Origin of the sequence: Synechococcus sp. H55.9, from assembly GCF_047462355.1 — a bacterium.
Classification (GTDB): domain Bacteria; phylum Cyanobacteriota; class Cyanobacteriia; order Thermostichales; family Thermostichaceae; genus Thermostichus.
The window spans coordinates 8,665-22,347 of record NZ_JANSJB010000006.1 but is presented as its reverse complement, the minus strand read 5'-3'; the positions used below and the strand labels follow the sequence as shown (position 1 = coordinate 22,347).

At 61.8% G+C, this 13,683-nt stretch carries 15 protein-coding genes; 2 read left to right on the top strand and 13 right to left on the bottom strand.

Annotated features, from left to right (window positions below; genetic code table 11):
• Window positions 1-1,220: serine/threonine-protein kinase (locus NW857_RS01665; protein WP_414367787.1), on the bottom strand; the 1,220-nt coding region annotated here is incomplete at its 3' end.
• A 133-nt stretch (window positions 1,221-1,353) separates the two neighbouring features.
• Between NW857_RS01665 and NW857_RS01660 the strand changes: the two genes are divergently transcribed.
• A complete protein-coding gene (locus tag NW857_RS01660; protein ID WP_414332393.1) occupies window positions 1,354-2,271 on the top strand; it encodes a histone deacetylase in 918 nt (305 codons plus the stop codon).
• Window positions 2,272-2,282: 11 nt separating this feature from the next.
• On the opposite strand, the gene NW857_RS01655 is transcribed toward NW857_RS01660, so the two are convergent.
• From NW857_RS01655 to NW857_RS01605, 11 genes are all read right to left on the bottom strand, one after another.
• Entirely contained in the window at window positions 2,283-3,002 is a 720-nt protein-coding gene (locus NW857_RS01655; RefSeq protein ID WP_414332391.1) for a Stp1/IreP family PP2C-type Ser/Thr phosphatase, read from the bottom strand.
• Complete coding sequence (locus NW857_RS01650; RefSeq protein WP_414337890.1) at window positions 3,002-4,738, bottom strand: ABC1 kinase family protein; 1,737 nt, start codon at window positions 4,736-4,738, stop codon at window positions 3,002-3,004. Before NW857_RS01650 ends, NW857_RS01655 begins: the two co-directional genes overlap by 1 nt.
• The gene (locus NW857_RS01645; RefSeq protein ID WP_414332387.1) at window positions 4,735-5,046 is read right to left on the bottom strand and encodes a DUF6825 family protein; all 312 of its coding nucleotides are present in this window, start codon (window positions 5,044-5,046) and stop codon (window positions 4,735-4,737) included. The genes NW857_RS01650 and NW857_RS01645 overlap by 4 nt, the downstream gene beginning before the upstream one ends.
• A gap of 142 nt (window positions 5,047-5,188) precedes the next feature.
• On the bottom strand, window positions 5,189-5,914 hold the full coding sequence (locus tag NW857_RS01640; protein WP_414332386.1) for a phycobilisome rod-core linker polypeptide: 726 nt from the start codon (window positions 5,912-5,914) through the stop codon (window positions 5,189-5,191).
• A gap of 46 nt (window positions 5,915-5,960) precedes the next feature.
• A complete protein-coding gene (locus tag NW857_RS01635) occupies window positions 5,961-6,602 on the bottom strand; it encodes a HEAT repeat domain-containing protein (RefSeq protein WP_414348508.1) in 642 nt (213 codons plus the stop codon).
• Window positions 6,603-6,648: 46 nt separating this feature from the next.
• A complete protein-coding gene (locus NW857_RS01630; RefSeq protein WP_414332382.1) occupies window positions 6,649-7,419 on the bottom strand; it encodes a HEAT repeat domain-containing protein in 771 nt (256 codons plus the stop codon).
• A gap of 52 nt (window positions 7,420-7,471) precedes the next feature.
• The gene (locus NW857_RS01625) at window positions 7,472-7,741 is read right to left on the bottom strand and encodes a phycobilisome linker polypeptide (RefSeq protein WP_414332380.1); all 270 of its coding nucleotides are present in this window, start codon (window positions 7,739-7,741) and stop codon (window positions 7,472-7,474) included.
• A gap of 298 nt (window positions 7,742-8,039) precedes the next feature.
• A complete protein-coding gene (locus tag NW857_RS01620) occupies window positions 8,040-8,528 on the bottom strand; it encodes a phycocyanin subunit alpha (RefSeq protein ID WP_414332378.1) in 489 nt (162 codons plus the stop codon).
• 141 nt (window positions 8,529-8,669) lie between these two features.
• The gene (locus NW857_RS01615) at window positions 8,670-9,191 is read right to left on the bottom strand and encodes a phycocyanin subunit beta (RefSeq protein WP_304411987.1); all 522 of its coding nucleotides are present in this window, start codon (window positions 9,189-9,191) and stop codon (window positions 8,670-8,672) included.
• 408 nt (window positions 9,192-9,599) lie between these two features.
• Window positions 9,600-10,415: a tryptophan synthase subunit alpha gene (trpA, locus tag NW857_RS01610; protein WP_414332452.1), complete on the bottom strand. Its 816-nt coding sequence runs from the start codon at window positions 10,413-10,415 to the stop codon at window positions 9,600-9,602.
• A gap of 69 nt (window positions 10,416-10,484) precedes the next feature.
• Window positions 10,485-11,939: an ABC transporter substrate-binding protein gene (locus NW857_RS01605; protein WP_414367785.1), complete on the bottom strand. Its 1,455-nt coding sequence runs from the start codon at window positions 11,937-11,939 to the stop codon at window positions 10,485-10,487.
• A gap of 294 nt (window positions 11,940-12,233) precedes the next feature.
• Here NW857_RS01605 and NW857_RS01600 point away from each other — a divergent pair, with 294 nt between their 5' ends.
• Entirely contained in the window at window positions 12,234-13,046 is an 813-nt protein-coding gene (locus NW857_RS01600) for a class I SAM-dependent methyltransferase (RefSeq protein ID WP_414367784.1), read from the top strand.
• Window positions 13,047-13,056: 10 nt separating this feature from the next.
• Here NW857_RS01600 and NW857_RS01595 read toward each other — a convergent pair.
• On the bottom strand, window positions 13,057-13,683 hold a 627-nt coding region (locus NW857_RS01595), incomplete at its 5' end, for an amino acid ABC transporter ATP-binding protein (protein ID WP_414367783.1).

The window sequence follows — 13,683 nt, the reverse complement described above, 5'->3', positions numbered from 1 at the left end:
TCCAGAGCAAGAGGTTCAGGGGCCGTATCGGGCTGCGCACCCGCTCCGGGGCGCTCATCCTCTAACTCCGTGGGAGCTGGCGAGGGGCGAGAGCCGGAGATCACCGGAGGCGCAGGGCGCTGCAGAAACCGCCCCAACCCCCAACTCACCAAAGCTAAACCCAGCAAACCGCCCGCCAAGAAGGGGATCAGGCGCAGGGGTCCCCTGTTTTCCGCCGCAGTGGCCCCTGTCACGGGCCTGAGACGCAGCGTGCCGGCTGTGGCTAAAGGAGCAGGATCCCGAAGCGAGGCGCCACGGATCCCTGGCGATGGAAAGGCAACAGGGGCGGAACTTTGGATCCCGGCTTGGATGCGCTCCAGCTCTGCCAACACATTGGCCACCGTGGGCGGACGGGCGGCTGGATCTTTGGCCAAACAACTGAGGATGAGGTCGGAGAGGCCAGCGGGCAGTCCCAGCTCTTCCAGAGGCAGGGGGCGCTGCTTGTGGTGGGCCTGGTACCAGCCCGGGAAAGATTCCGTGGTGGGCTGGAGAGGCATCTGGCCGGACGCCATCTGGTAGAGGATGATCCCGAAGCTGTAGATGTCGGAGCGGGCATCCAGCGGCAACCCTTCCAATTGCTCTGGGGAGGAGTAGGCCAGCGTCCCCAAGTAGGCGTGGGTGAGGCTCAGCGACTCCCGGGTGTTGAGCAGCTTGGCAATGCCGAAATCCACCAGCTTCGCCAGCTCCCCCAAGCTCTCGTCGGCCACCACGATCACGTTGGCCGGCTTGAGGTCGCGGTGGATGACCTGGATCCGCTGCCCTTCCAAGAGGATCCCTTCGTGGGCTGCTTTGAGCCCCAGGCCAATTTGGCGGGCCAGCCGAAAAAAGCGCTCCAGAGGCAGAGGTCCCGCCGCCAGAATATCCTTGAGGGTTTGGCCGTTCAGGTATTCCATCACATAGAAGGGCACCTCATCGGCAGTGATGCCGTAGTCGCTCACCTTGACAATGTGCAGGCTCTTTTGGCCCAAAGCGGCGCAGGCTTTCGCTTCCCGCTCGAAGCGCAGGCGGGCCTGCTCGTCCATTGCCGGCTGGGAGAGCAGCTTAACGGCCACTTCCACCCCGCCAAAGAGCAGATCTTGGGCCAAATAGACCCGCCCCATGCCTCCTTGCCCCAGCAGATGGGTGAGGCGATAGCGCTGGGCCAAGAGGCGATCCAAAAAGGGATCCGAGGAAGTGAACATAGGAAATCGCGGCAATCCAGAGAAGAGAACAGAGCAAGACTTCCGCAGGGATCTGACAGGAGCGGGCTACCTCTACCATAAGCACTGAAGCTGTCATAGGCTATGCCCACCGCCGTCAATCCGGTTGCTTTGAATGTCTTTGCCCGTCGTTTACCACCCCGACTACAGCGCCCCCCTGCCGCCGGGCCATCGCTTTCCTATGCCCAAATTCCGCCTCCTGCACGAGCTGCTGCTGCGGGAAGGGGTGATCCGCTCTCAGCAAGTGCATCAGCCGGAGCTGCCTCCCCTGGCTTGGATCGAATCGGTGCACACGCCAGAGTACGTGCGGGCCTACTGTGAGGGATCCCTGGAAGCCAAGCTGCAGCGGCGCATCGGCCTGCCCTGGAGCCCTGAGCTGGTGCGGCGCACCTGTCGAGCCGTGGGCGGCACCGTCCTGACCGCCCAGTTGGCCCTGCGCCACGGCCTGGCTTGCAATACCGCCGGCGGCACCCACCACGCCTTTCCCACCTACGGCTCCGGCTTCTGTATTTTCAATGACCTGGCCATTGCCGCCCAAGTCCTGCTGCAGCAGGGGCTGGTGCACAAGGTTCTGATTGTAGACTTGGATGTGCACCAGGGCGACGGCACCGCCTGGATCTTCCGCTCCGAGCCGCGGGTGTTTACCTTCTCCATGCACTGCGCCGCCAACTTCCCGGCCACCAAACAACAGAGCGACCTGGATGTGCCCCTGCCGGTGGGCCTGGAAGACGAAGCCTATCTACAAATCTTGGCCGACCACTTGCCGGATCTCTTGGCCCAGGTGCGCCCCGATCTGGTGCTCTACGACGCGGGGGTGGATCCCCACGCAGAAGACCTCTTGGGCAAGCTGGCCCTCAGCGACGAGGGGCTGTTTCGCCGCGACATGCAGGTGCTGGATACTTGCGTGAGACGGGGCCATCCGGTCGCCTGCGTCATCGGCGGCGGCTATGGCCAAGACCTTGCCCGCCTTGTGTACCGCCACTCGCTGCTGCACCGCGCCGCCGGCGAAGTGTACCGGCAATACCGTCTCTAGCTGGCTGCCAACTAGGCATATTCGGCGATCACCACCGTGATGTTGTCTCGCCCGCCCCGCTCTTTGGCCGCCTCGATTAACTTGCGGGGGAGCTGCTCCAAGTCCTCTACCTGCAGGCAATACTCGGCGATAGCCTCGTCCTCCAGCTCTTCGGTGAGCCCGTCACTACACAACAGCAGGCGATCCCCCGGACAAACTGTAATCGGCTGCACGGCAGGCGGCCCCGCATCGGGCCGGCCCAGGCAGCGCTCGAGAATATGTCGCCAGGGGTGGACGCGGGCTTGCTCTTGAGTCAACTCCCCTTGGCGAACCGAGCGGGCCACCAGGGTGTGATCCTCCGTCATCTGCTGCATCTCGGATCCCCGCAAGCGATAGAGGCGAGAATCGCCAATGTGAGCGCTCCAGCAATTGTTGTTAGGATCCACCAAGGCCACCACCACGGTGGTGCCCATGTCGGCCCGCTCCGGGTTTTGCCGCTGGTCCTTGAGGATGGCCTCGTTGGCTGCTTCTACCGCTTCGCTGAGCAACTTGGGTGCCGGCACGTTTTTCCAGCCTCGATCCAGATAGGCCCGGATGGTCTCGACGGCCAACAAGCTAGCCGTTGCCCCGGCAGCGTGCCCTCCCATGCCATCGGCAACGATGAAGTAACGTCCTTCCGGATCGCAGTAGTAGGCATCCTGGTTGCTGCTGCGAACCTTGCCCGGATCCGTAGCGCAGGCGTATCGTCGCATCACATCAATCGCTCTGACCGATTCAACCTCAAGAGTACCCTGATTAAAGCAAGAGCAGCGAGGGCAGCCAAAACCAAAGTGATAACGGCTAAGGTAGCATGTCCGGCCAAAAGGAGCTGGGTTGCGCTCAGAAAGAAGGCTGCAAACAACACTGCATAAATAACCCCCAAGCCGGTGCTGTTCAGCTTGCGCAGCAGGCGCTCTGCCTCGCTCGATCGCACCCGCAGGCGCAGTTCTCCTTGTTCCAACTTGCTCAAGGTCAATTCGAGGCGGCGGGGCAAACTGAGGCTGCTGCTGGTAAACTCAGCCGCCTGGCGGCCAACCTGGGCCAAGAGAGTCTCGGTCTCGGTTCCGTTTAAACTCATCAGCTCCTCCGCGAAAGGCTTGGCCACTTCCATAAAGTCGAACTCCGGATCCAACCCCTTTCCCAACCCCTCCAACGTGGTTAGAGCCCGCATCACAAAGGTAAAGGTAGCCGGAAAGCGAAACGGCTGATCGTAGGCCAACTCGTAGAGGTCTTCGCTAATGGCCGCCACCGAGATTGCTCCTGAGTTGCTGGAAAAGGGTTTATCCATAAAGTGGTCCAGCATGTACTGGACGGAGCGACGCACCGGCGCCAGATCGGCGGTGGGCACCAGCACCCCCAGCTCTACCAGCGAGGCCACCACCCGATCGGCATTTTTGGAGACCACACCTGCCAGCGTGCCCATCAGCTTCTCTTTCACATCGGAGCGCAGGCGGCCCATCATGCCGAAGTCGTAAAAGATCAACGTGCCATCCGGCTTGACGGCAATGTTGCCCGGATGGGGATCGGCATGAAAAAAGCCGTCTTTGAGCAATTGCCGCAGATAGGCCTCTGCCCCCAAGCGGGCCAAGACCTTGCGGTTCAGCCCCGCCGCGCTCAGGGCTTCGTAATCGCTGATTTTGATCCCCGGCAGGTATTCCAATGTCAGCAGACGGGGGGAAGTGTAGCGCCAGTACACCTTGGGGACGGCAATTTGCGGCATGTCCCGAAAATTGCGACGAAAAGTATCGGCATTGCGGCCCTCGTTGAGGTAGTCCACCTCTTCCCAGAGGGTGCGCCGACACTCTTCGTAGATGCCGATCCAGTCCCGGCCCGGCCCGCCCCAAGGGGTGCGGTACTGAAAAAACTCGGCAATACCGCGGCAGATCTCCAGATCGATAGTGAACAGCCGGGTCAGCCCTGGGCGCTGTACCTTGACCACCACCTCTTCGCCGGTCTTGAGCTTGGCGCGATGCACCTGCCCCAAGCTGGCCGCCGCCAAGGGGGTGGGATCGAAATAGCTGTAGATCTGGGCTATTGGCCTGCCCAGCTCCTGCTGCACGATGGCCGCCACCTGTTCGTAGCCAAAAGCAGGCACTCGATCCTGCAGCTTGGAGAGCTCCTCGACATATTCAGAGGGGAAGAGATCGGCGCGGGTGGAGAAAAACTGCCCCACTTTGATAAAAGTAGGGCCGAGGTGGAGCAGCGTTTCACGGATCCAAATGGCTCTGGCGCGGCGGCGTTTGGCCTTGCGCTCTGGTGTGGCCTGCCCCCCGTAGCTCCACGCCTGCTGATCCAGCCAGAGGTAGAACAGCCAGGTGAGCACAAATCGCCAAATATCCAGAAGGCGGCCCCAGCGGGTGTAGTTTTCCCGGGCCCAACGGTAGGCGGTATAGGGCTTGACGGGTTCGGATCCCAAAAAGGTTCGGGATCGGAGTGTGCTGGCATTCAAGCGTTTCGACTCCGATATTTCTGCAACTCGGAGCGCAACTGCGCCACTTCTGCCCGCAGGTCGTCCAGAGTTGCCTGCAAATCTTCTGTCTTGAAAGGAGGGGGCACCATCTCCTGGGCAGCCACCGAGGCTTCTGCCTCAGCTCGGGTCATGACATCCTGGGCAAAGGTTTGCCAGCCCTCCTGTAGCTCAGCCCACACCTTGCCCACTTCTCCGGCAATGTCGGCAAGGGCGCTCTCCCAACGCTCCCGCAGAACATCTGCTACGGCTTTGCCAACAAAAAAAGCCCGCACAACCGGATTCTTCATGCAACCCAAGTGTTAAGAAGCATCACTCAGAATTATAACGAATCTTGCCCAAGCACAGCCGCGAGCCGACCTACCCGAACAGCATCGGATCGATCGGCCCGACGGATCCCGCGAGGGATCGTCCTGGAAAGTTTGTCCAGTGCTAGCGGCGGCTGGTGGTCATGTCGGGGATCTTCAGATCGAAGACGCTGATGTTTTGCCGCGCCGCCGGCTGGGGATTGAGCATGCGGGCCATGTTGAGGAAGTTTTCCGGATCCCCGGGTTTGGGCGGGCGGGTGAGACGGTAGGTGCGCACCACTTCCCGGGTCGAGCGCTTCACGCCGGAGACATCCCGCCAACGGGCTCCATAGCGGGGGGTCACCAAGTTAGCGGGTTTTTCGGAGAGGCGACGGCGCTGATAGGGCACCACATCGTCCCCGAAAGCGGCGTTGTACTCCTCGCTATCCACTACAGCGTCGATGAGGCCATCCAGCCCACGGGTAGCAACGATGATGGAGTACTTAATGCGCTCCTGTTGGCTGTAGGTGGGCCGGCCCAGGAAGCGCTGGAAAGTGACCTCGATGAAGCGGTAGTTGTCATTGGGAACCATGACCAGATCCCGGTACACCTCCGACTTGCCCAGGCCGCGCACAAACTCTTTGACCGAAATCGCTCCGTTGCGCAACTGCGACTCCAAAGCTTTTTGTCGATAGCTCTCCAGCATCAGATGCTCGCTGAAGATTTGGCGATAGGCAGCGCGAATGATGTTGTCCACGCCCGTCGGGTCATCAGGACGATAGACCGGCGGGGTTTCGTCGCTGGGCACAAAGTAACGAGGCACCCGCTCATTTTGGGTGGTGGGACGATCGGCAAGCAACGGAAGAGACATAGGTGGTGCTCCTTGAAGAAACAAGAGACGACAAAGGGGGACAGGGCTATGGATCGGCTGCCAGCTCCTGCTGACTTAACTGGGCGCGCAGGGGAATCAAGGGATCCGTATCCTGCAAGGCCATTTGCAGGGCTGCCTCGACGGCAGATCGCAAAGATGCCTCTCCCAGCCGAGCCAAATCCGTCAGGGATCCGACGGCGGCATAGCGGACGCCCCAATCGGCGTCGCCCAAGCACTGACGCAGCAGCTCCAGGGCCTGCTCTTGGTCGGAGAGGGGCCGCCGTGCAGCGACCCGCCCCAGCCCACGGGTCGCCGCCCGCCGCACGCTGGGGGCAAAGTCCGCTACAATCGCCTCCGCCAAAAAGGGATAGGCATCCCCGTGGCCGATGCGGGCCAACGCCCGCACCGAATAGGCGCGCGCCCCGTAGTCGAAGCCATCGATGTTAGCCAGCAAAGGCTGTACTGCCGCCTCCCCAAAGCGCAACACCTCTTCCAAGGCGGCTTCTCCCACGGCAGGGCGGTTGAAGCCAAAGGCGCGAATGAGCAGGGGGATCCCTTCCACCTGGCCTAGGGATCCCAGCGCTCTCACCACCCGCAGCAGGTCTTCTGCTGAGGTGGCCTGCTCCAGCTCGGCGGCCAGTTGAGCCACAGCAGCGGGGAGCACTTGTGCAGCCGAGAAAGAGGACATAGGCAGAGCTAGAAGTGAAGTCGAAAGCCGGAGCCGGGGAGAGCGACTAGAACAGCTTGTCCAGTTGCGGGAGGATCGCCGCTGCCGCCCGATCCGGCGACACCTGCCCCAACTGCAGCGCCACGTCGAACAGCCGCTTCAGAGCGTTGATGCGCAGGTTGAGGGCTACATCGGCGGTCGCCAACAGCGGCGCTCCTGCCACCCAGCCGGATTCTGCCAGGTCGAACAAAGCAGCCTGGCGCAGGCTGAAATTGGGGTGAGCCAGCAGCGCCACCAGAACCTGGGTCAGCTCCTCAGCTTGGGTAAAGCGATAGAGCACCCAGGCGGCTGCCGAACGCACCCGCTCCGAAGGGTGGCTCAAAAAAGGCCGGATCGCCGCCTCGGCCTCGGTGGCGCCGAGCTGGCCCAGCGCCTCGATAAGGGCTTCCCAGGGCTGCTCCTGCTCCCGCGACTGCAGCAAGGCCAGCAAGGGATCCACCGCTCGCCTGTCCCCCAACTGGGCCAAGGCATAGGCGGCCTCTTCCCGCACATGCAAGTCGGTACAGGTGAGCGCCTCGATCAAGCCGGGTACGGCTCGCACGTCGCCGATTTGCCCCAGCGCCTTGGCAGCATTGCGCCGCAGCGGATAGCCCCCCAAGACCGTGCGATCCCGTTCATCCTGCAACGCCAAAAGCAACGGCTCTACCCCGCGCGGATCCCGAATCGTGCCCAAGTACCAAGCGGCATAGTACCGCTCTTGCAGGTCATCCCCCTGCAGCCGGGCTATCGCCTGCTCCCAAGTGAGCTGTTGCGGCAGCACCGCCGTGTTGGATGCCATGCGAACCTTTGCAGAGCTGTTCATGACCCTTGGGCAACTCTGTCCGCAGCCCTTACTCAGCAGCACCGTTGCCTTGGGCAGAGGCGGCATCGGTTCCCGCCAGAGCGATGACCTGCACGATTTTGCCGCCCATTCGCAGAATGCGCTGCATCTCGGCAGACAGGCGGCTGTAGGGAACGGTGGTGCTCAGGGTGCTGCGACGCACCTTGGCAGAGGTGGCCAGGGCATCCGGCGGGTTGAGCAGGCCGGTGTACTCAACTCTGTAAACCCGGCTGCCAGCTTCCGTCAGGGTTTCAGGGCCGGTGGTGCTTTGACCAAACATCGCTTTCCCCAGATACCTATATTGGGTTTCGTCCAGAACACAGGCAGGAGCCGCCCTTCACCCGACAAGCCATATCGGCTGCTTCTGCGGGCTGCTCCGCCCTGCCATGGGGCAATGCCCAGAACGATTAAGACAAAGAGCAGGCGACCAACCCATTCGGCTGAAGAGGAGCCAAAATGCTGACTCAACCCGAAAACCGCGGGGCCAGACCCGCCTGCTCTGGAGAGACATACAACTGGAAGACGAAGAAAGAGATCGTCCACTCCCCACAAGTGGGGATCTCTAGCCCTGGGATCCCTTAGCTGAGGGCGTTGATGGCGTAGTCGAAGTAGATGGCCGCTTCGTTGGCCGCTTGGCCGCTCAGCATGCCCAGAGCGCGGTTCTTCATGTACTGCAGAGCCACAATGTACCAGCTCGGAGAGAGGTTGAAGGAGCGGTTCACCTCCCGCAGCCCGGCTACCAAGTATTCATCGAGGGGGCCGGTGCCGCCCGCAACCAGAGAATAGGTGATGAAGCGGAGGTAGTAGCCGATATCGCGGGCACACTTGGCCTGAAACACATCGCCGTGGCCCATTTCGCCCGGCTGGGTCAGGTAGGGGAAGCGCTTGAACACTTCCTGCACCGCTTCCCGCACCAGGGTTTGTTGGTTTTGGGTCAGGACACGGGCCGCCTCCAGGGAAGCAGCAGCACGCTGGTAACGGCCGTTGACCGCCTGCAGCTCGCTGGCATTGAGAAAACGCCCTTGATTGTCAGCGGAAGCAATCGCCTCAGTGATGACGGTTTTCACCTTGCAACTCCTAAATTCATCGATTTGGTTGTTAACGAACGTTCTGCAGGAATGGCGGATTACGTCCCAACTTGAGGATCTCCACCTACCCAATCAGAAAGATGGATTCAACAGGTCTGAAGAGGGACAACCCAGCCGTCCTCAGACGATGGCGGCAGCGGCTTTGTCGAAGTAGCTGGCCACCTCGCTTTGCAGCGCCGAGCAATCGCCAGGGGTGATGCCTTTCGGATCCATGATCTTGGCCAGGGCTTCTTTCTTCATGGCAGCGATACCATTGGCCACAGAAGTGGTGGGCACCCCCAGCGCAATGTAGGTTTCCCGCAGGCCGTTGAGGCAGCGATCTTCCAGCACCGAGCTATCCCCCGCCAGGGTGGCGTAGGTGATGTAGCGCAAGATGATCTCCATGTCCCGCAGGCAGGCGGCCATGCGACGGTTGGTGTAGGCATTGCCCCCAGGAGCGATCAGATCCGGCTCCTGGGCAAACAAAGACCGAGCTGCGTTGGTTACGATTTGGGCGGCGTTGCTGGTCATGCGGTTGACCGCATCCAGGCGCTTGTTGCCCTCTGCCACCAAAGCCGCCAGACGGTCGAAGTCTTGATCACTTAAAAAGGCGCCGCGTGCATCTGCCTGAGCGATCACCCGGGTAAAGGCGTCTTGCATGATGGATCTCCTTCTGGTCTTTCCAAAAAGCGATGAGCGACTGGCTGAACCTCTCAAAAGCCGAATCCCAAGCTCTCTTGTGGGATCCCGTTTCCCCAAAAACCGGGGATCCTGTGGAGCAGATTACCCCCACCGAAGCCCCAGATTTTGAGATAGGTCAAGAACTTCTGCGACCTTCAGACAGCCGAGCATCCAGGTCAATTTTATAGCGCGGGAGGGATGAGTGTTTTGTAAAGATTTACAAATAAACCAACGCCGAGCTGCCTGCTCAGCCGCCGATCTCCTGTCTCTGATGGGGCCGCGGGCGGGCAATGGGTCGGCGAGGATGCGGATAAAATGTAAACATTTGTTTCAGTCGTAAGGTAAACATTCGTTTCCCTTGTTTTGAGCTAGCGGCAAAGCCATCGGCTGTCAATGTTGTGGGGTGCTTATCCCCTGCAGGGCAGCCTTGAGATCCCGGCAGAAGTGGGCGATTTGCTGTAGCCCTTGGGCGGGGGTGGGGGCTTTGGCCAGCCGTTGCACGAAGGCACTGCCCACGATGGCGGCATCGGCTCCCCAACGGGCGATCTGGCTGGCCTGGTCGGGGGTGGAGATGCCGAAGCCCACCCCGATCGGCAGGGAGGTGTATTGGCGCAACTGCTGCAGCAAGGCCGGGATCCGCTGCTCCAGGGTGGCCCGTTCGCCGGTGACGCCGGTGGTGCTGACCAGGTAGATAAAGCCGCTGGACTGTTGGGCAATACGGCGCATCCGCTCCGCGGGGCTGGTGGGGGCCACCAGTAAAATGAGGTCGATCCCCTCTGCCTGCGTTGCTTCCCGCAGGGATCCGGCCTCTTCCAGGGGCAGGTCGGGGACGACTAAGCCAGCACAGCCGGCCCGGCGCAGTTGCTGTACAAAGGTGGGGAGGCCGAGCTGGTGGATAGGGTTGTAGTAGGTGAAGAGGATGAGGGGAGCCTGCAGGGAGAGGCACCTCAAGCCCTGCAATATGGCACCCAAGGTAACACCCCGCCTGAGGGCGCGGGCAGCTGCTGCTTGGATCACCGGCCCATCGGCCAGGGGATCCGAGTAGGGCACCCCCAACTCGATGAGATCGGCGCCGTGTTGATCCAAAACTTGCAGGGCTTCAAAGGTGGTTTCCAGGTCGGGATCCCCGGCGGTGAGGTAGGGGATGAGGGCGGCTTCGCCGCGGCTGCGCAGCGCCTGGAAACACGCGGTGATCCGGCTGGGCATGGGATCCGTCCGAGCTGAGGAGATGGAGAGAGTTGAGAGCATCCCCCACTGTAGCGCTTGCCGGGATCCCTAGGGGAGAGGCACAAAGTCGTAGCCCGTGCCGGAGCGGTTGCCCCGTTCAATGCGCACCAGCACGTTGGGGGCATCGCGGTCGCCGGAGGGCAAAAAGCGCACCTCCCCGGAAGCGCCGTCTGGCAAGCGGAAGTTGGAGTCGCCGAGGGCAGTGAGAATGCCGCTGCGGCTGGGGGATCCCTGCCGAATAGCCTGGAGAAGAACACGGGTGGCGTCGTAGGCCAGGGCGGTGCGCCAACTCACCTGCCCTCCCCACATCTGGGCTGCCTTCTGGGCAAAGCCGCGGCTGCGGGGAAGATCGGGATGCCAGGGCACCGCCACCACCATGCCCTCCACCGCTGCTCCCCCTTCCTTGAGGGTGGTGAGGCTGAAGAGCACATCCCCCCCCACCAGGGCAAGGGGTTGGCCGAGGAGGGCGTTCTGGCGGGCAACGGCCAGCGCTTGTTCGGCTACGGAAGCCGTGGGTGCCAAGAAAGCCGCCTGGGATCCCTGCTCCAGTGCTCTCCGGAGGCTGGCCTGGGGGTTGAAATCGGCGGCTGTTAGGTCAAAGGTGGCCAGCACAATCCCCCCTTCGCTGGTCAGGGTGGAGGCAAAGGCGTCGCGCAGGCTGGTGCTGTAGGCGCTGTTGGGGTTGTAGAAGATGGCCACCCTCTGCAGGCGCAGCTTGTTAAGGACATAGCGGGCCAGTTGCGTGCCAGCAATCTGGTCGGAGGGGACGGTGCGAAAGATGGCGTTCCCCAGCAGGCTGATGCGGGTGCTGGTAGAGGTGGAGGAGATCATGGCCAGGCCGGCAGACTGATAGATCTCAGCCGCCGCCAGGGTAGCATCGCTGGCGTTGTGGCCGATCACCCCCAAAATCTCAGGCTGGCCCACCAGCGCTTTGGCCACTGCCGCCGCTCGCTCCGGGTTATCACCGTCGTCGGCAATCACCACCCGCAGCAGCCGCCCCCCAAGGCCCCCCTGTTGGAAAAGCTCCTCTTGGGCCTGGGCCACGCCCCGCAGCGTCTCTTTGGCGCGGTTGGGGTTGCTGGAGATGGGCACCACCACGGCCAAGCTCAAGGGGTTGCCCTGTTGCCGGGCGCGGGCGTTGTTCAAAAAAATGCGCGCTTCCGGGTCGTTGCGGTTGTTCTGCAGCCCCATCTCCAAGAGCGGGATCGCCGCCCCAAAATTGCCCTGGCGGATGAGCTCTGCGGCAGCCACGGCGGCGGGGCTGCTATCGGCAAAGAGGGTGCGCTCGCCGCTGGTTAAGAGCAGATCCTGGGCCCTACTGCCCAACCCTGGCAGCGAGATCCCTGGCGGCCAGCGAAGGTAGCCCGCCCGCCAAGCGCGATGACCGCCCCAGAGGAGCAGGAGCCCCAGAGCAATGTAGACGATGGGTGGCGGAGACTTGGCAACCATGGGCCCCAAAGAAGAGAACAACAGCAGAATCCGGGCAGCAGGGGTATCGCTCACACCTTCAGGAAGCTCCTGGAACCCCCCTCTTCAAGGATCTTCAAGAGCTTTCTTGAAGCATACCTGAAGGATCGGGCCGGTAGGAAGGGCTGTTGCGGTATTGGCGCTCCAGGTGCTCCACAATGGAGACAGGAACAGAGGGGGTTGCCGAGGCTCTTCTGGGTGTACGCTGTGGCTCAGTCTCCCGGTTAGCCTGCAGAGATGGGGCCCAAACCCCTGCAGCGATCGCAAAAGGACGATAGCGGCGGCGTCAAGCAATGCGACATCGGGGCAAGACGCTGGCTTTCCCTTCCCATGATAGAGGTTGTCGAAAACCCTTTGCCTCAGGATCCGCTCGAGCAAGCCCTGTGGGACTGGCACCGGGGCCAGGCCAGGGGATCCCTGCGCTTGCACGCCTACAGCGCCGAGGGGATCCCACTAGCAGAGGAGCCCCAGGTGGTCTCGCCGGAGGTGTTCTTCACCCAGGAGCTGCCGGAAGTGGAGGCCCTGGCTTTGGATCTGTGTCGCGGTCGGGTGTTGGACATCGGCGCTGGCACAGGCCGCCACAGCCTGCTGCTGCAGGAGGAGGGGTTGGCCGTGGCCGCCCTGGATCGCTCTCCGGTGGCTCTGCAGATCATGGCCGAACGGGGGGTGCGCTGCCGCATCGCCGCCGACCTGTTCTCCTGGGAGGGGCCGGAGGAGCCCTTCGATACGCTGCTGCTGCTGATGAACGGCGTCGGCCTGGTGGGATCCCTGGCGGGATTGGAGCGTTTTTTAACCTTGGCCCGCCACTGGGTTCAGCCCACCGGCCAGTTGCTTGTGGATTCCACCGATCTAAGCGACCTCAGGGAAGATGGCGGCTCGGCGGATCTGCCGCAGGTAGAAAGTTCAGCCGATTCTGAAGCCGAGGATTGGGAGAAGGGGAAGGACTTGAAAGCGGCGGGCGAGGCAAAAGCCAAGGTGGTGAACTTTGTGGCCGAGTACAACGGGCAGCGCGGGGATCCCTTTCCCTGGCTGTTTGTGGATCCGGAGACCCTGCTGCGCTATGCCCACGCCCACGGCTGGCAGGGACAAATTCTCTACCAAGAGCCGGAGGGAGCCTTTCTGGCACGGCTTGCGCCTCTCTAAGCGTAGCCCCTTAGTGGGAAAGGATCTGCGACAAAAAAAGGCGGGAACGCTCTTCCTTGGGGTTGCTGAAAAACTCCTGGGGGGTGTTTTCTTCCACGATCTTGCCGCGGTCGAAGAAAATAATTCGATCCGCCACCTCGCGGGCAAAGCCCATTTCGTGGGTTACACACACCATGGTCATGCCCGAGCGGGCCAGCTCCCGCATCACGTCCAGCACCTCTTTGATCATCTCCGGATCCAACGCCGAGGTCGGCTCATCAAAAAGCATCACCGCCGGATTCATGGCCAAGGCGCGGGCAATGGCCACCCGCTGCTGCTGCCCCCCCGAAAGTTGACCAGGATACTTTTCCGCTTGCTCAGCGATTCCCACCCGCCTGAGCAGCTCCATGGCCCGTTCAACTGCCTCGGCCTTTTTCATTTTCTTCACATGAATCGGGCCGAGGGTTACATTCTGCAAGACCGTGAGATGGGGAAACAGGTTGAACTGCTGGAAAACCATGCCCACTTCGCGGCGAATGGCGTCGATGTTGCGCAGGTCACTGGTCAACTCAATGCCATCTACCACAATGCGTCCTCTCTGGTGTTCTTCTAAGCGGTTCAGGGTGCGAATAAACGTCGATTTGCCCGAACCTGAAGG